General features: G+C 69.9%; 18 protein-coding genes and 1 tRNA gene. 9 read left to right on the forward strand and 10 right to left on the reverse strand.

All coding sequences use genetic code 11. The features are described from left to right. Nucleotides 1-2 precede the first annotated feature (2 nt). The 4 genes from COUCH_RS20525 to selD form a co-directional block, all read right to left on the reverse strand. Nucleotides 3-1,508, reverse strand: a complete 1,506-nt coding sequence (locus tag COUCH_RS20525; RefSeq protein WP_249606799.1) for an RICIN domain-containing protein — start codon at nt 1,506-1,508, stop codon at nt 3-5. Nucleotides 1,509-1,629: 121 nt separating this feature from the next. After that, on the reverse strand, nt 1,630-1,905 hold the full coding sequence (locus COUCH_RS20530; RefSeq protein ID WP_249606800.1) for a 4-fold beta flower protein: 276 nt from the start codon (nt 1,903-1,905) through the stop codon (nt 1,630-1,632). Next, nucleotides 1,895-2,767, reverse strand: a complete 873-nt coding sequence (locus COUCH_RS20535; RefSeq protein ID WP_249606801.1) for an ATP-grasp domain-containing protein — start codon at nt 2,765-2,767, stop codon at nt 1,895-1,897. The genes COUCH_RS20530 and COUCH_RS20535 overlap by 11 nt, the downstream gene beginning before the upstream one ends. Beyond that, nucleotides 2,764-3,768 carry a selenide, water dikinase SelD gene (gene selD / locus COUCH_RS20540; RefSeq protein ID WP_249613765.1) on the reverse strand — a complete coding sequence of 335 codons (1,005 nt, stop codon included), beginning with the start codon at nt 3,766-3,768 and terminating at the stop codon, nt 2,764-2,766. Before selD ends, COUCH_RS20535 begins: the two co-directional genes overlap by 4 nt. Nucleotides 3,769-3,960: 192 nt before the next feature. On the opposite strand from selD, the gene COUCH_RS20545 reads away from it, so the two are divergent. Both COUCH_RS20545 and COUCH_RS20550 read left to right on the forward strand, forming a co-directional pair. Beyond that, a tRNA-Sec gene (locus tag COUCH_RS20545) sits at nt 3,961-4,054 on the forward strand. A gap of 207 nt (nt 4,055-4,261) precedes the next feature. After that, nucleotides 4,262-4,618 carry an STAS domain-containing protein gene (locus COUCH_RS20550; protein ID WP_249606802.1) on the forward strand — a complete coding sequence of 119 codons (357 nt, stop codon included), beginning with the start codon at nt 4,262-4,264 and terminating at the stop codon, nt 4,616-4,618. A 14-nt stretch (nt 4,619-4,632) separates the two neighbouring features. On the opposite strand, the gene COUCH_RS20555 is transcribed toward COUCH_RS20550, so the two are convergent. Beyond that, the gene (locus tag COUCH_RS20555; RefSeq protein ID WP_249606803.1) at nt 4,633-5,889 is read right to left on the reverse strand and encodes a PP2C family protein-serine/threonine phosphatase; all 1,257 of its coding nucleotides are present in this window, start codon (nt 5,887-5,889) and stop codon (nt 4,633-4,635) included. 83 nt (nt 5,890-5,972) lie between these two features. On the opposite strand from COUCH_RS20555, the gene COUCH_RS20560 reads away from it, so the two are divergent. The 3 genes from COUCH_RS20560 (at nt 5,973) to COUCH_RS20570 (ending at nt 7,333) form a co-directional block, all read left to right on the forward strand. Continuing rightward, nucleotides 5,973-6,314 (forward strand): VOC family protein, encoded by a 342-nt coding sequence (locus COUCH_RS20560; RefSeq protein WP_249606804.1) that lies wholly within the window; start codon nt 5,973-5,975, stop codon nt 6,312-6,314. Nucleotides 6,315-6,419: 105 nt separating this feature from the next. Continuing rightward, on the forward strand, nt 6,420-6,914 hold the full coding sequence (locus COUCH_RS20565) for a GNAT family N-acetyltransferase (RefSeq protein WP_249606805.1): 495 nt from the start codon (nt 6,420-6,422) through the stop codon (nt 6,912-6,914). Nucleotides 6,915-6,937: 23 nt separating this feature from the next. After that, nucleotides 6,938-7,333 (forward strand): VOC family protein, encoded by a 396-nt coding sequence (locus COUCH_RS20570; protein WP_249606806.1) that lies wholly within the window; start codon nt 6,938-6,940, stop codon nt 7,331-7,333. Between the two features lie 10 nt (nt 7,334-7,343). Here the strand turns inward: COUCH_RS20570 and COUCH_RS20575 are convergent, their stop codons facing one another. From COUCH_RS20575 to COUCH_RS20595, 5 genes are all read right to left on the reverse strand, one after another. Further along, complete coding sequence (locus COUCH_RS20575; protein WP_249606807.1) at nt 7,344-7,547, reverse strand: DUF397 domain-containing protein; 204 nt, start codon at nt 7,545-7,547, stop codon at nt 7,344-7,346. After that, entirely contained in the window at nt 7,538-7,747 is a 210-nt protein-coding gene (locus COUCH_RS20580; protein ID WP_249606808.1) for a Scr1 family TA system antitoxin-like transcriptional regulator, read from the reverse strand. The genes COUCH_RS20575 and COUCH_RS20580 overlap by 10 nt, the downstream gene beginning before the upstream one ends. A 116-nt stretch (nt 7,748-7,863) precedes the next feature. Then, a complete protein-coding gene (locus COUCH_RS20585; RefSeq protein ID WP_249606809.1) occupies nt 7,864-9,714 on the reverse strand; it encodes an ATP-dependent nuclease in 1,851 nt (616 codons plus the stop codon). A gap of 238 nt (nt 9,715-9,952) precedes the next feature. Beyond that, nucleotides 9,953-10,153: a DUF397 domain-containing protein gene (locus COUCH_RS20590; RefSeq protein ID WP_249606810.1), complete on the reverse strand. Its 201-nt coding sequence runs from the start codon at nt 10,151-10,153 to the stop codon at nt 9,953-9,955. Continuing rightward, nucleotides 10,144-10,944 (reverse strand): helix-turn-helix domain-containing protein, encoded by an 801-nt coding sequence (locus COUCH_RS20595; protein ID WP_249606811.1) that lies wholly within the window; start codon nt 10,942-10,944, stop codon nt 10,144-10,146. Before COUCH_RS20595 ends, COUCH_RS20590 begins: the two co-directional genes overlap by 10 nt. A gap of 405 nt (nt 10,945-11,349) precedes the next feature. On the opposite strand from COUCH_RS20595, the gene COUCH_RS20600 reads away from it, so the two are divergent. The 4 genes from COUCH_RS20600 (at nt 11,350) to selA (ending at nt 14,801) form a co-directional block, all read left to right on the forward strand. Next, on the forward strand, nt 11,350-11,718 hold the full coding sequence (locus tag COUCH_RS20600; RefSeq protein WP_249606812.1) for a hypothetical protein: 369 nt from the start codon (nt 11,350-11,352) through the stop codon (nt 11,716-11,718). A gap of 48 nt (nt 11,719-11,766) precedes the next feature. Further along, nucleotides 11,767-12,339: an NYN domain-containing protein gene (locus COUCH_RS20605; RefSeq protein ID WP_249606813.1), complete on the forward strand. Its 573-nt coding sequence runs from the start codon at nt 11,767-11,769 to the stop codon at nt 12,337-12,339. 140 nt (nt 12,340-12,479) lie between these two features. After that, nucleotides 12,480-13,457 carry an endo alpha-1,4 polygalactosaminidase gene (locus COUCH_RS20610; RefSeq protein WP_249606814.1) on the forward strand — a complete coding sequence of 326 codons (978 nt, stop codon included), beginning with the start codon at nt 12,480-12,482 and terminating at the stop codon, nt 13,455-13,457. Between the two features lie 48 nt (nt 13,458-13,505). Then, the gene (selA, locus tag COUCH_RS20615; protein ID WP_249606815.1) at nt 13,506-14,801 is read left to right on the forward strand and encodes an L-seryl-tRNA(Sec) selenium transferase; all 1,296 of its coding nucleotides are present in this window, start codon (nt 13,506-13,508) and stop codon (nt 14,799-14,801) included.

The following is a 14,801-nucleotide window of genomic DNA, read 5'->3' on the forward strand; positions in this document are numbered from 1 at the left end:
GTTCACACCTGTCGCTGTTGCCATTGCTGGTTGGTGCCGCCGGAGCAGGCGTACTGGATGAGGCGGGTGGAGTCGGCGGTGGACGCGTCCGTCACGTCGAGGCACTTTCCGCTGTGCCGGGCGACGAGCCGGGCGTAGCCGCCGCCGACGTCCTGGATCTGCCACTGCTGGTTGGCGCCGGTGCCGCAGGTGTACTGGATGACTTTGGCCCGGTCCGTCGTGGCGCCGTTGGCCACGTCGAGGCACATCCCGCTGTGCCGCGCCACCAGGCGGACGTATCCGTCGCCGGTGTTCCTGGCCTCCCACTGCTGGTTGGCTCCGGATCCGCAGGCGTACTGGACGACCTCCGCCCCGGCCGCGGAGGAGCCGTTGACCACGTCGGCGCACTTGCCGGAATGCCGGGCGACGAGATTGACGTACGGCGCGGTGACGCCGGTCGCCACGCCGGTCGCGGTGTCGACGGTGACGCGGGGGTACCAGTCCATGGCCATGCTCGTCCTGCTCGGGAAGCGCAGCGGCAGCCAGACGTAGCGGGAGTCCGCGTAGGTCGCGCCGTAGCCGGGGCCCCACCAGTCGCCGAGATACAGGTACGTCGTCGTCTGCGAGCCCTGCACGGGCAGCACGTACGTGGTCTGGCTGCCGTAGGCGGTGGCGTTCCCGACGTCGGCCCAGCCGCTCCACGGCCCGCTCAGGCTGGTGGCGGTGGCGTACTTCTGCTGGTTCGGTGCCCACCCCGTGGCGCCGGAGGTGAGCATGAAGTACACCCCGTCGCGCTTGAACAGGGCCGGAGCCTCACGGTGGTCGCCCGTCCACGCTCGCACGAGCGTGGACACGTTGGTGTAGTCCGCGGTCAGCCGGTACACGTGCAGGTCGTAGTTGTCCCGGGCGGCGGAGACCAGGTAGCCGGCCCCGTCGTCGTCGACGAACGCGGTGATGTCACGGGACATGTGCTGGTCGAAGGGCCGGAAGCTGCCCCGGTACGCGTAGTCGCCGTCGATCGTGGACGAGGTCGCCACGGCAGCCCGGGCTTCGCTGTAGTCGCGCCCGTTCTCCTTGTGCATCCACATGACGTACTGCCCGGTGGAGCGGTTGTAGATGACCTTCGGCCGTTCGATGTTCGCGACCTGGAGCTCTGGCGCGGAGGCCTGGGTGAGGACGTTCCGGCGGAATTCCCACGTCTTCAGGTCCGTGGAGCGGTAGAGCGCGACCGCACGGAACGTCAGGTCGGCGTTGCGGCTCTCGCCGAACCAGTAGTAGTAGCCGCCCGAGACGAGGAGGCCGCCGCCATGGGCGTGCACGATGGCGCCGGCGGTGTCGCGTGGCTGCACGCTGTTGTCGATGGTGACCGGGGCCGCCCGGGCCGGCTGCGCCGTGACCAGGACGGCCGCGGCGGCCAGCGCCATCGCGGCGATCGACGCCGGCAGCGGCATCCGGCGGCGGGGGGACGAACGCCGCCCGGCGCCCCGCGGCACGTCGTCGTGGACGGGGTGCGTGGCTGTGGCTGGCATGGTCACCTCTGCGGATGCGAAGCCGATCGCGCTGCCGGGCCGCCGGGATCACCCGTGGGCCCGCCGACCCAGCATCGCGCACGCATTGATGAACGGCAATATGCTCGCCCGGGGTGGCTCGTCACGAGGGCCGGATGCGGGCCCGTGGCTTGGCGGGCGGCAGCGCCGGGACCGGGAAGGCCCGGCGGGCGGTTGCTCCTATGCGGCGGTAGACGCCGGCCCGTGGCAGGATGCGGTCGCCGACGAGGTGGGCGAGGTACCGGCCGTCCAGCGTGAACACCTCGTCGCCGTCGCGGTGGCCGATGTGCTCGCCGCGACGGGAGAAGAGGTCGTCGCCGACGAGGAAGCACGCCGGCGCGCCGTCGGCGTCCCAGTACCAGCGCGGGTCATCCGGCATGGGGCACCAGCCCGGGCCGGCCGGCGTCGGGCATCAGCGCCGCGAGGAAGGCTTCGGGCGGGGTGCTCGCGGGGCGGTCGCTGACCTGGCCGTCGCCGAGCTCGATGACCCGCCACCGGCCGTCGTCGCGCAGCGCCAGGTCGACGGTGACGAACGGCAGGCCGAGGGCGCCGATCCCGGACAGGTCCACGTCGGCGGGCGGCAGGCCGGCGGGGGAGTCGGGGTGGGCGGTGACCAGCCGGCACTCGCCGCCGACCCACCAGGTCCGCACCTCCGCCGCGGTGAACGACTCGAACCGGCGGAGCACGAAACCGCCCGTGAAGTCGTCGCCGCGCAGCTCCCGGAACCGGCTCGCGACCCGCCAGGCCGCGTCACCGTCGGCGACGTCCGGGATGTACGCGGCCTCGTGCCAGTAGTGCTTCATCGACTTCGTGTAGTCGCGCAGCACGGCCGGCCCCTCACCCAGCTCCGCGCGCGCCTTGTCGAACCCGTCCCGGTCGTCGCCGGCCGTCCACACCGTCTCGGGGGTGACCTGCGCCAGGGAGTCGTACCAGCCCGGCAGTTCGTGCGCCTGCCGGTACTGGCCGGCGGTGGTCGCGAGGACGACACCACGGCCGGCCAAGGATCGTTCCAGGGCGGCGTAGTGTTCCGCGCGCAGCATCCAGCCCCGGTATGTGGCGGGGCCGCTGACCCGTACCGTCGAAACGGCCGTGTCCGCACCACCGTCACGCGCGGCAGCGTCGTGGTCGATCAGCGCGACCGCGATGCCCGCCTCGCGGGCCGCGGCCGCCTCCGCGGCGAAATGCTCGTCCGGCCGTCGCGGCCGCAGCGGATCCGACGGTACGAGCAGCAGCGGCGTCACCGCAGCTCGAGGGTCTTGCCGTCGGGGCGTGCAGGCAGCAGCTCGCCGATCACGGGGTATCCGGGCACCTCGCCGGCGACGAGCAGGCCGCCGGAGGTCTGCGCGTCGGCGAGCAGCAGCAGCTCGTCGGCGGCGACGCCGCCGGTGTCGGCGTGCGGCATCACCCAGTCCAGGTTGCGCCGCGTGCCGCCGCTGACGTACCCGTCGCGCAGCGCCTCGCGTGCGCCCTCGAGGTACGGGACCGCGCTCGCGTCGATCCGGGCGGTGACCCCGCTAGCCCGGGCGAGTTTGTGCAGGTGGCCGAGGAGCCCGAAGCCGGTGACGTCGGTGGCGCAGACCGCGCCGGCCGCCACGGCCGCCTCGGCCGCGGCGCGGTTCAGCTCGGTCATCGCGGCGACGGCCTGCGCGAACACCTCGCCGGTCGACTTGTGCCGGCTGTTCAGCACGCCGATGCCGAGCGGCTTGGTGAGCGTGAGCGGCGTACCGGCGACGCCCGCGTCGTTGCGCATGAGGTGGGCCGGGTCGGCGACGCCGGTGACGGCCATGCCGTACTTGGGCTCCGGGTCGTCGACGCTGTGCCCGCCGGCGACGTGACAGCCGGCCTCCCGGGCGATCGCCAGGCCGCCGCGCAGGACCTCGCCGGCCAGCTCCATCGGCAGCAGGTCACGGGGCCAGGCGAGCAGGTTGACGGCGACGACCGGGCTGCCGCCCATCGCGTACACGTCGGAGAGCGCGTTGGCCGCGGCGATCCGGCCCCAGTCGTACGCGTCGTCCACGACGGGCGTGAAGAAGTCGGCGGTGGCGACGACGGCCATGCCCGCGGCCAGCTTCACCACGGCGGCGTCGTCCCCGTCGTCCAGCCCGACGAGCAGCTCGCCCGGGCCGCGCGGGGTGGCATCGCCGATGAGGTTGGACACGACGGCTTCGAGCTCGCCGGGCGGGATCTTGCAGGCACATCCGCCGCCGTGGGCGTACTGGGTGAGGCGTTGAGGTTGCGTCATCGTCACCCTGGAACTGTTGCACGGCCGGGAGGAGGCCGCACGTGCGCTCGGCGGCGTCTGCCACGCTTCTCGCGCGGGGCGCGCCCGACAGCTCGACTCCCCGCCCAGGTGGCGGACGTCATGCGGGCTGCAGGCTGCAGGCTGCCGAGGGTTGCGCGGCGGGCGGGCCGGCCGGCGGCTAGGGTGATCGGCGGAGGCGTTCAGGTGGCTGGTGCCCCTCCCGGTCTTCAAAACCGGTGTGGCCCGGTATCCGGGCCAGGCGAGTTCGATTCCCGTCCGCCTCCGCTCATCCACGCGGCCTTTTCCCGCGGGTGCCCGGTGGCCGCGCGGGTCCCCGGCCGGCGAAGAGCGGGACCTGCGACAACGGCGTAGCGACTCCGGCTGCGAGGACATCGTCCGGAAGCCAGACTGTGGTACATGGTGACGGCCTGATGATTCGCGGCCGCTGTGGCAGGTTATTGGGTGTGACAGGGTCGGTTGCCCGGAGGTGGTAGTGGGTTTGCAGTTGGCGGCGCGGGCCGGCAGGGCTTGCACGGTCGTGGAGGTCGGCGGGCAGGTGGACATGGCCACCGGACCCGAGCTGCACGATTTCCTCCAGCAGGTCACCGCCGGCAAGGGCGGCCCGCAGCTGGTGCTGGACCTGGCCGACGTGTCCTTCCTGGATTCCAGCGGCCTGGGTGTGCTGCTGGTCTGGTTCAAGGAGTTGCACGGTGCGGGCGGCCGGTTGTGCGTCGCGGGGTTGCAGGAGCCCGTCGCCTCTGTGCTGCGGCTGACGGCCGTGGACCAGGTGCTGGACGTGTACGACTCCGTGGAGGCGGCCGAGGCGGACATGCCCCCGGTGGCGTCCTGACCCCCGGGGAACGGTCAGCGGCAGTCGGCTGAGGTGGCCGCGGAGACGTCGGCACCCGCGCTGGTGCGGCGCGGCAGGTCGTGGCGCCCGTGCCAGTCGACGATCAACAGGGTGGCGTCGTCCTGGAGGGTGGGGCCGGCGACGGCGAGGACCCCGTCGGCGAGGCTGCGAACGGCCTCGCGAGGATGCAGGGTGCTGAGTGATCGCAGCTCGGCCGTGAGGTCGAGGGCGGCGGCGTCGCGTTCGCGCATGCCGTCGGTGACGACGACCATCCGGTCGCCGGGCTGCAGCGTCACCGAGCCGGCACGAGCCCCCGTGTCGGGGAACATCCCGAGGGCGAAGTTGCGGGGCAGGGTGAGTTCGCGCGGTTCCCCGTCCCGGATCAGGATCGGCGGCACGTGGCCGGCGTTGATCAGCGCGCAGGTCCCCGTGAGCAGGTCCAGGCGGCCGAGGACGGCGGTGAGGAAGGCACCTTTGGCCGGGGCGTGCCCGGCCACGGCGGCGCTGGCGCGGTCGGCCTGTTCGGTGAGGCTGTGCCCCGCGCGGCGGGAGTTGCGAAGGCTGGCCACGCCGAGGGTGGCGATCAGCGCGCTGGTCACGCCGTGCCCCATGGCGTCGGTGACGCTGAAGTGCAGCGTGTCACGGGCGACGCTGTAGTCGAAGGTGTCCCCGCCGATGCTCGCCGACGGCTCGAGCCAGCCGGACAGGGTGAACGAGCCGCCTTCGCAGGTGAAAGCGCTGGGCAGCAGCCGGCGTTGGATCTCGGCGGACAGATTGAACGGGGTGGTGCGCTGTCCCCACTCGAACAGGTCGGTGTGGCGCCGGTTGGCGATCACGACGAACGCCAGCGCGTGCGCGGTGCGCGTGATCTCACCGAGGGCTGCCGGTGCCGGCTCGGCGCCCAGGAGGATCTCCAGCAGCCCGATCACCTCGCCGCGCTCGGTGACCGGCGCGAGGATCGTCCATCCGGAGTCGTCCTTCAACACCTGCACGACCTGGGTGCGCAACGCCTCTTCCTGCGGGCCGCCGTCGAAGGGCACCACGGTCGCCAGCTCGGCGCCGTCGCGGCGGCCGTCCGCGGCCGGCTCGAACGGGACGTGCGCCAGCCGGACCAGGGCCCGGCCGCTGAGGTCCGCGATGAGAAAGGAGACGCTGCTGGCGTGCAAGGCCGCGCCGAGTTCACCGGTGACGGCTTCGACGGCGTTCACGGGCGTGGCGTCCTCCGCGGCGGCCAGCATCCCGGCCAGCGCCACCTCCACCGATGGATCCATACGGGCAGCATACGGCCGGACGGGGCGGCCACCCCGCCGGCGACAGGCGTACGGATGGAACGGATTCTCAGTAGTCTGCCCTGATGAGGGTGGACCTGTTCGCGGGAATCCCGGTCCGCGACCGCGCCACGGCGGTCGCCTGGTACGAGCGACTCTTCGGCACCGGACCGTCCTTCCTCCCGAACGACGCCGAAGCCGTGTGGGAGATCGCCGAGCACCGGTACGTCTTCATCGAGGTACGCCCGGAGAACGCGGGCCACGCGATCCACACGTTGTTCGTCAGCGATTTCGACAGCCGGATGGGCGAGATCGCCGCGCGGGGACTGACGCCGGCGAAAAGGGAGACCTACGAGAACGGCGTACGCAAAGCCACATTCCGGGACCCGGACGGCAACGAGATCGGGTACGGCGGAATGCCCGCCTAGCCGGCGCACGACCACCTGGCGCCGGTGTTCAATCTGTGGCTTCCCGGCGTGATGATCGCAGCTCGCGGAGTTCGACGAGAACCCGGTCTCGCGTAGGTTCGCAGGGTGCGAGCGAGCGAACCCGCGGTGCGGCCGGCGACTCTGACCGATGTCGGCTCTCTTGTGCGGCTGCGGATCGCCAATGCCGTGGCTCACCTGGCCCTGGACCCGGCGACCTACCGCATCCCGGAGGAAGAAGCGGTCCGGCGGCACTTCGCAGCGGTCCTGACCGAGGGTTCGGAAGGACACGCGGTGCTGGTCGCCGAGGTGGACGGCCGGGTCGTCGGCATGGTGGAGGTCGTGCGCAGTTCCGGTCCGCCGGACCATCAGATCCTGCGCCCGGAGCCGTCCGCGCAGATTCACACGGTGGTGGCCGAGGAGGCGAGAGGCCGGGGAGTCGGCTCGGCGTTGCTGACCGCCGCGGAGCAGTGGGCGGCCGCCGCCGGGATCGCTTATCTGTCGGCGGGCATTCATCACCGCAACGCCGGTGCCGTGCGGTTCTACAGCCGGTACGGATACGCGGGCTCCGGTCTGTCCCTGGGCCGGCGGGTGACCACGTGAGAACCGTTTGGGATCATCCGGCGATGACCTCTTACGTGTCGCACACCACCGTGGACTGCGCCGATGCCTACGCCCTGTCGCGGTGGTGGCAGGCCGTCCTGGACTACCGCGAGGACCCGGACGACCCGAACGAGCCCGGCCACGAGGAATGCCTGATCTCCTCGGCCGACGGACGGCACCGCCTGCTCTTCATCGAGGTGCCGGAGCCCAAGCAGACCAAGAACCGCATCCACCTCGACCTGCGGCCCGCCGACGGCACCCGCGACGCGGAGCTGGCCCGGCTGGTCGGTCTCGGCGCGGCCGTCGTGGCGGATCGCCGCAACCCGGACGGTACGGGATGGGCCGTGCTCGCCGACCCGGAGGGCAACGAGTTCTGCATCCTGCGCAGCGAGGCCGAGGTCGCGGGCCGCCAACCGTGAGCCGATCGGGCTAGCGGTCGAACTCCCCGGCCTTCACCCCGGCAAGGAACGACCGCCACTCACCCGGCGCGAAGATCAGGGCGGGCCCTCCGGGAGCCTTCGAGTCACGCACCGCGACGACGCCCGGGAGGTTGTCGGCCACCTCGACGCAGTCACCGCCGGCGTTACCGCTGCTGCGTGAGCTCTTGTGCCACTCGGCGCCCGTCAGGTCCATCGGTTCGCCGCCTCCGCGATCAGGGCGAGACTCTCCTGCCTCGGCACTGCCTCGGCTCGCACAGCCTCCCATACCTCATGGAGCATCGCCACGGTCGACGGTGCGTCCACCATCGAGCCGTTGATCTGGTTGTCGAGGTAGGCGACGTCTCTTCCCTCGAACGGCGAGGCGATGACGAACGGGCCGAGTTGCTCGCGCATTCACGCCGTGCCGCCGACCGGCCGAGCTCGGCCGGTCGGCGGCACGGCGAGATCCATCGTTGACTTGGTTTGATCCGTCGCATCCGGGTAGAAGGGCGCTTAACCGGGCAGAGGTGCTAGGCGAGAATTGCCGCTAGTGCTCCTGGGGAAATTGGCTCCTGAGCGGCGATTGCGGCCACCTTGTGTATGTGATGCTGCGCCGGTGAATGGGTATGCGCTCCAGCCTCCAAGGATGCGCGCAACCAACGAGGCCCCTTGCGCACGTCGACTCCAGGCGCAAGGCGTTCCAATTCTCCTTCTCGAAGGACAATTAACCCAATGGCGTCAAGCGCGTCGAGAAGCCGAGTCGCATGGACATATTCCGAAGGATTGGTGAACGCCTTGACGCCATATCGTTTCAAAGCTGCCCAAGGGCTTTCTGAGGAACGCATCTGAGCTAGTACCTGGGACTTCAGTTCATCGTCGTAGATGCGGTAAGGATCTATCTCTAGCACCGAACTTACTGCCATTAGCACATCGCTGGACTTCGCTGGCCCCCGGGAGGATCGGAAGCTCTGCGTTGCGGCGCGATACGGGCCTTGAAATAGTTTCCAATCATACCCAAGGGCTCGAACGAGTTTGCTGAGTGTGCCTTCTTCGTTCAAGATATCAAGATCTGGCGTGACGATCACGCGGACTCCGAGCTCAACCAGGGTGGCAGCGATATCCGCCATGGCCGCTTTGCCGTTGGATGGGACAAACAAGGCTTCGCTGGGTGGTATATGAGTTCCTTCCAACCCCTTTGTTGCTTGCTCCTCTTCATCGTTGGCGGCGTCGAGGGCGGCGTTGTAAAAACGACAGTCATCGTCAGCTTCGGCTATGACGACAAAACGGTGGAATAACCCATCGAGGACGTTGCTGTATCGCACGACCGGGTCTTGCCACAGACCTTTCAAGCGGGCGTCCTGGAGTTGAGTCGTCCTGGCTGCTCCGGCGCCAAAGCGCTCCAAGCGCACGACGGAGACCGGAACACGCGGCTGCAGCAGGCCTGTTAGAAAATTTCGGTCATGGGTAGCAGCAATGACCTGGACCCGCCGTTCTCGGGCGATCGTTGCGACCGCCTTGCCCAACTCGAAAGCTTGCGGAGGATGGAGGAATGCTTCAGGTTCATCCATGATGATGATCGGGTACGAAGCGGTAATGATCGGCATCAAGAGGCCGAGCATGCTCTTCATGCCGTCACCCTGACTGCCGAGTGGCGGGAGCGCCATGACTGCCTCGGCGTAAGTCTCGTCTGGGGCGTCGATCGGGGGCGGCGCGACGTCCACGCGACCTACATGCAGACTGAGCTGCCCGATTAAGTAGTTCAAAGTGAGCGGTTGGCGAAAGATCCGTTCGCTCAGCGATGAGAACTGTTCGAATAGATCCTTGTCGAATTCGAAAAGGCTGAGAACGCTCCGAGGCTGGTCGCTTCGTCGCAAGCGTTGCATCGCGCTGACGGAAACCATATTGGCTCGTTGTGTGACAGTTGAGACGTGCACCAGAAAGCTGTATAACTCACCAAGCGAATGCCGCTCGCGTTGCGATCTGAATTGATCCCACCTGGCCTCCGCCTGCTGTAGCGTGACGAACTCTCCGGCGTCTTTCGCTCGGGTGAATATTGGTCCCCCTGACTCGCCGACGTTCATGTGCGCGTGTTGAGTGAGCCAGGATTCGAAGTCGATCCCACGCCCCCGTCTACGCAAAGATAGGTGCGTCACGGCAAGGCTCTGGTTCGCTGCGTCCATCAACTGCTCGTTGATGCTGTTCAACATGGAGGACTTGCCTGCATTGTTTCCCCCGACGAAGACTGTTACTCCAGTCTCCGGTAACTCGATCTGCTGACCACCCGTTGCGTATAAAGTGTCGATACTCAACGCCCAGCTTTCTGGATTCGGTGGGTCGCTCGCGCCAAATTCGGGAGACTCGTACGGCATGCGGGTGTCCATGCCAATATGTTACTGCGTCTATTGTGGTCTATGGAAAGGCCTGCCGCATAATCCGATGATAGAGCGTGCGCTGACACTCCAACTCCGGCTATGGATTGGCGCTTTCGTTCAGAGGCAACGGCGATCACGCGTAGCGCCCCTGCTTGTAGGAACGAGCGAATGCGTCTGGGGACGAGACGGAGATGCGTCGAACCTCATGCGCCCTTGAGCCCTCGTGCCCGCCTTGCAGGTAGGTGACTCAGGTATCGAATTCGCCCACTTTGACAGCAGCTACGAACGACCGCCACTCGTCCCGCGCGAAGATCAGGGCGGGTCCTCCGGGAGCCTTCGAGTCACGCACCGCGACGACGCCCGGGAGGTTGCCGGCCACCTCGACGCAGTCACCGCCGTTGCCGCTGCTGCGCGAGCTCTTGCGCCACTTGGCCTCGGTCAGGTCCACTGGTCCGCCACCTCCGAGATCAAGGCGAGTGTCTGTTGCCGTGGCAGCGCCTCGGCACGCACAGCCTCCCATGCCTCCTGGAGTACTGCTACCTCCTCGGCGGCGTCGACGACGGTGCCCTTGATCTGGTTGTCGAGGTAGGCGGTGTCTCTGCCCTCGAACGGTGATGCGAGGACGAACGGGCCGCTCAGGCCGGTGTAGCCGCCGACGGCCCTCGGCACGACGTGGATGTGGATGTTCGGCCGTCCGGCCAATTCGATCAGTCGGAGCAGCTGGGCCCGCATCGTGGACGGGCCGCCGATCGGCCGTTCGAGAACCGTCTGATCGAGGACGGCGACGATCAGCGGGGGCGGGGTGCGGTCCAGCACCTGCTGTCGTTCGATACGGCTGGCGACGATCTGCTCGACCTGGTCGGACTGCAGGGGACTGCCGGTCGCGCAGAGGGCGTGTGCGTATGCCGGGGTCTGGAAGAGGCCCGGCAGGACGAGCGGCTGGAACGAGCGCAAGGCCCGGGCGTCGCGTTCGATGGCCGCCCATTCCCGGAACCAGGGGAGCAGCGATTCCCGGACCGTCGCCTCGCGGATGCGCAAGAGGAGGCCTCCGCCGCCCAGCGCCTCGTCGCACTTCTGGGCGAAGTCCATCCGCGGCGGCCGGCGGCACTGTTCGACGGCCGCAACCAGTGACGCCGAATAGCTGATCTTTTCGGCGAGAGCCTCCTGTGACAGGCCAGCCCCGCAGCGGAGGCGGCGCAGTTCGCCTGCGAACAGTTCCAAGACCTGGAGTTGCGTCACCTGCACGCTCCTGCACTGGGGCCCATCGAAGTCTTACAAGCTCGTTGTGGCGGTCTTGAGACTTCCGAAGGTGTCGATGCGTGCGCAAGGGTGTCACCCAGACGGCCGGCTGGAACGGGTGGCAGATTGCATGCCAAGGACAGGTCGCGTCGTGCGGGCCGCCTCCATCTCCTGGGGGGGCGGTCCGCTGACCGCGCCCGCAGAGCCAACCTGCCGCCGCCAGATCCCGTCGTGATCCGGGGAGGTCGGAAATGGTGGATGAGTGGCATGCGGCGCGCGGGCGCCGGTGGTGGTTCCTCGGGCGCCGGCGCTGCGTGTGTGGTCTGCCGTGGCCGTGCGTCGACGCGAGGCTGCGGGAGGTCCGACGGCTCCGGCGCGGGTGACGCGGCCCGCTACCCTGGCGCGATGATCACCCGGACGGCGGCAGCGAAGATCGTCGTCATCGGCCTCGGCGTGCTCGGTTGTCTCTGGGTGTTGTGGTTCTTCGCGCTCATGGCCTTCGGCAGCGAGGGTGCGCTGCCGCCGAAGTCGCGGATTCCCGCCGTGCCGGCCGGCGCGAGCGTCGTCGAGCAGAGCGAGCAGTGCGGGTCCGGTGGGTGCTGGTGGCAGCTCGTCCTGGCGCCCGCCGCCGGGCAGTCGCCGGCCGACCTCGCCCGCCGGATGGGGCTCACCGAGGAGCAGAGCCTGTCGCCTGAGCTGTTCGACCCCGGATACGTCTACGTGGGGTCCGAAACGCGAGGTGACCGCCTGGTCGTCCACGTCGGGTACCAGTGACAGCGTGCCTGGCTTGCGCCGGGCGCCGCGGACCTGTGAGGTACCAGGATGAGCAACCCCGGCACCGCCGTCACCTACCTCCTCATCGACGGGGAGAACATCGACTCGACCCTCGGGCAGCAGATCCTCGATCATCGTCCCAATCCGGACGAGCGGCCCCGGTGGGAGCGGTTGCGGCAGTTCGCCGAGGAGACGTGGGGACAGGCCGTGACGGCCCTGTTCTTCCTGAACGCGTCGTCCGGGGCGTTGCCGACCCCGTTCATCCGGGCCCTGCAGTCGATGGACTACCGGCCGATCCCGCTGTCCGGCGGCCCGGGGCAGAAGGTGGTGGACATCGGTATCCAGCGCACGCTGGACGCCATCGGCAAGCGCCGCGGGGACGTGCTGCTGGCCAGCCACGACGGGGACTTCCTGCCGCACATCGGGCGGCTGCTGCGCGACGACGGGCGGCGGGTCGGGGTCGTCGGGTTCCCCGAGTTCTTCAATTCCGGGTTCGACCACCTGGTCGGCGACGGGCTGGAGCTGTTCGACCTGGAGCTGGACGCGGGATGTTTCACCAGCGTGCTGCCCCGCGTCCGGATCCTGCCGATCGACACCTTCGACCCTGAACCGTTTCTGTAGAAAGGGGCAGAGCCGGGTGCCTGCCGTTCCCCCGGGTGGCGCGCGTCGCCCAGGATGGGACGGCAGGGATCGAGCCCAACCGGTCGCCAGGGCCCGTGAGCCCGAGGCGGGGCAGATCCACCACCGTTCAGGAGACTCCCGTGCCAACCCCCTCCCGTACGATCCGCATCGCCGTGGTCTCAGGCGCTGCCCTCGTGATGGCGGCCGGCGCGTCGTACGCCATGGCGAACGACACCGCAGCACAGAAGAGCGGCCAGCAGGCGAGGAGCGTCAAGGCGTTCCCGGCGAACGCGAAGTTCGACTACCAGATCGGCGCCGCGTACACGCCGCCGTCCGGGGTGAAGGTCGTCAGCCGTGACGTCGGCGCGACGCCCGCCGCCGGGCTGTACAACGTCTGCTACATCAACGGTTTCCAGACGCAGCCCGACGACGGCGCGGGCGGCGAGGGCACCAGCCAGTGGTTCGCCGCCGACTCCGCGCGGCGCAAGCTGCTGCTGCCCAACCCGACGCCGGGCGTGCCGACCGCCGACGACGGCGGGAAGTACTCGCGGGACTTCTACGTCGACCCCGGCTGGCCGGACGAGATCATGTTCGACGTGCGGACGGCGGCGAACCGGGACGCGCTGGCGCAGATCATCGGGCGGCAGGTCACGACCTGTGCGAGCAAGGGCTTCGACGCCGTCGAGGTGGACAACATCGACACCTTCACCCGGGCGTACGCGAACGTCGAGGACCGCAAGCGGGCCAAGGACGACCCCGACTTCGACGGTACGGACGCACCGAAGCTGATGACCTCCGCACAGGCGCTGGCGTACGCGAAGCTCCTCATCGATCGCGCCCACGCGGCCGGTCTCTCGATCGCCCAGAAGAACACCGCGGAGCTGGAGGGCGACGGCAAGGCCGCCGGGTTCGACTTCGCCGTGGTCGAGGAGTGCGGGAGCACCGGGGAGTGCGCTGACTACGCCGGGGTCTACGGCGGCAAGTGGGTCGACGTCGAGTATTCGTCGTCCGGGTTCACGAAGGCGTGCCGCAGCGTCAAGAGCAAGATCTCGGTGGTACGCCGGGACCAGATGGTCACCGCACCCGGCTCGGGGACGTACGTCTACGACGAGTGCTGACCCGCCGCCGGGTACGGTGAATCCGGCGACAGGGCGAGGAGGCGCGGGTTGGGTGACACCACGGTGGATCCGCGGCGCCGGATCCCGCGTACCGATGCCGTGCTCGCCGACCCCCGGATAGCCGCCGCCATCCCGCGTCTCGGGCGCGGGCCGGTCAAGGCCGCGGTCGTCGCCGCTCAGCAGCGCGCCCGCACCGGGGAGATCGCCCCCGGCGATGTGGCCGCGGCCGCCCTGGAGGCTCTGCCGGGCACCCCGGGCGGCCTGCGGCCGGTCCTGAACGCGACCGGCGTCGTGCTGCACACCAACCTGGGCCGGGCCGCGCTGTCGGCGGCCGCGGTCGCGGCGGTCGCGGCGGCGAGCGGGCACACCGACGTCGAGCTGGACCTGGCGACCGGACGGCGGGCCCGGCGGGGCCGGGGCGCGCTCGCGGCGCTGGCGGCGGCCGTGCCGGACGCGGGCGGCGTGCACGTGGTCAACAACGGCGCGGCCGCGCTCGTGCTGGCCGCCACCGCGCTCGCCGCCGGCCGGGAGATCGTGGTGAGCCGCGGCGAGCTGGTCGAGATCGGCGACGGGTTCCGGCTGCCCGACCTGCTGGAGTCGACCGGGGCGCGGTTGCGCGAGGTCGGCACCACCAACCGCACGTCGTACGCCGACTACGCCGAGGCGGTGGGCCCGGGCACCGGCTTCGTCCTCAAGGTGCACCCGTCGAACTTCGTGGTGCGCGGCTTCACCCGGGCCGTCGCGGTGGCGGAGCTGGGCGGTCTCGGCGTACCCGTGGTCGCGGACATCGGTTCGGGGCTGCTGGCGCCCGATCCGCTGCTGCCCGGCGAGCCGGACGCGGCCACGACGCTGCGGGCCGGCGCCGATCTGGTCATCGCCAGCGGGGACAAGCTGCTCGGCGGGCCGCAGGCCGGGCTGCTGCTCGGCGACGGCGAGCTGGTGGAGCGGCTGCGGCGGCATCCTCTCGCCCGGGCGTTGCGGGTGGACAAGCTGACCCTCGCCGCGCTGCAGGCCACCGTGTCCGGCCCGGAGACGCCCACCTGGCAGGCGTTGCGCGCCGACCCGGACGTCCTGCGGTCGCGCACCGAGGACGTCGCGGCGCGGCTGCCGGGGGCCGAGGTGGTGACGTCGGTGGCGGTGGTCGGCGGGGGCGGCGCGCCGGAGCTGGAGCTGCCGTCGTGGGCCGTCGCGCTGCCGGAGGCGTGGGCGGATCCGCTGCGCCTGGGCGACCCGCCCGTCGTCGGCCGGGTCGTGCGGGGCCGGCTCCTGCTGGATCTGCGCTGCATCGCCCCGGAACGTGACGCGGACGTCGTTGCAGCGGTGGCCGCCGTGGGTATGCGCTGA

The sequence above is a fragment of the Couchioplanes caeruleus genome (genome assembly GCF_023499255.1).
GTDB lineage: Bacteria > Actinomycetota > Actinomycetes > Mycobacteriales > Micromonosporaceae > Actinoplanes > Actinoplanes caeruleus_A.

What these genes read in the sequence shown, in the direction of transcription:
- COUCH_RS20525 (WP_249606799.1), bottom strand. Translation starts at nt 1,508, where the DNA reads ATGCCAGCCACAGCCACGCACCCCGTCCACGACGACGTGCCGCGGGGC.
- COUCH_RS20530 (WP_249606800.1), bottom strand. Translation starts at nt 1,905, where the DNA reads ATGCCGGATGACCCGCGCTGGTACTGGGACGCCGACGGCGCGCCGGCG.
- selD (WP_249613765.1), bottom strand. Translation starts at nt 3,768, where the DNA reads ATGACGCAACCTCAACGCCTCACCCAGTACGCCCACGGCGGCGGATGT.
- COUCH_RS20555 (WP_249606803.1), bottom strand. Translation starts at nt 5,889, where the DNA reads ATGGATCCATCGGTGGAGGTGGCGCTGGCCGGGATGCTGGCCGCCGCG.
- COUCH_RS20560 (WP_249606804.1), top strand. Translation starts at nt 5,973, where the DNA reads ATGAGGGTGGACCTGTTCGCGGGAATCCCGGTCCGCGACCGCGCCACG.
- COUCH_RS20570 (WP_249606806.1), top strand. Translation starts at nt 6,938, where the DNA reads ATGACCTCTTACGTGTCGCACACCACCGTGGACTGCGCCGATGCCTAC.
- COUCH_RS20575 (WP_249606807.1), bottom strand. Translation starts at nt 7,547, where the DNA reads ATGGACCTGACGGGCGCCGAGTGGCACAAGAGCTCACGCAGCAGCGGT.
- COUCH_RS20580 (WP_249606808.1), bottom strand. Translation starts at nt 7,747, where the DNA reads ATGCGCGAGCAACTCGGCCCGTTCGTCATCGCCTCGCCGTTCGAGGGA.
- COUCH_RS20585 (WP_249606809.1), bottom strand. Translation starts at nt 9,714, where the DNA reads ATGGACACCCGCATGCCGTACGAGTCTCCCGAATTTGGCGCGAGCGAC.
- COUCH_RS20600 (WP_249606812.1), top strand. Translation starts at nt 11,350, where the DNA reads ATGATCACCCGGACGGCGGCAGCGAAGATCGTCGTCATCGGCCTCGGC.
- COUCH_RS20605 (WP_249606813.1), top strand. Translation starts at nt 11,767, where the DNA reads ATGAGCAACCCCGGCACCGCCGTCACCTACCTCCTCATCGACGGGGAG.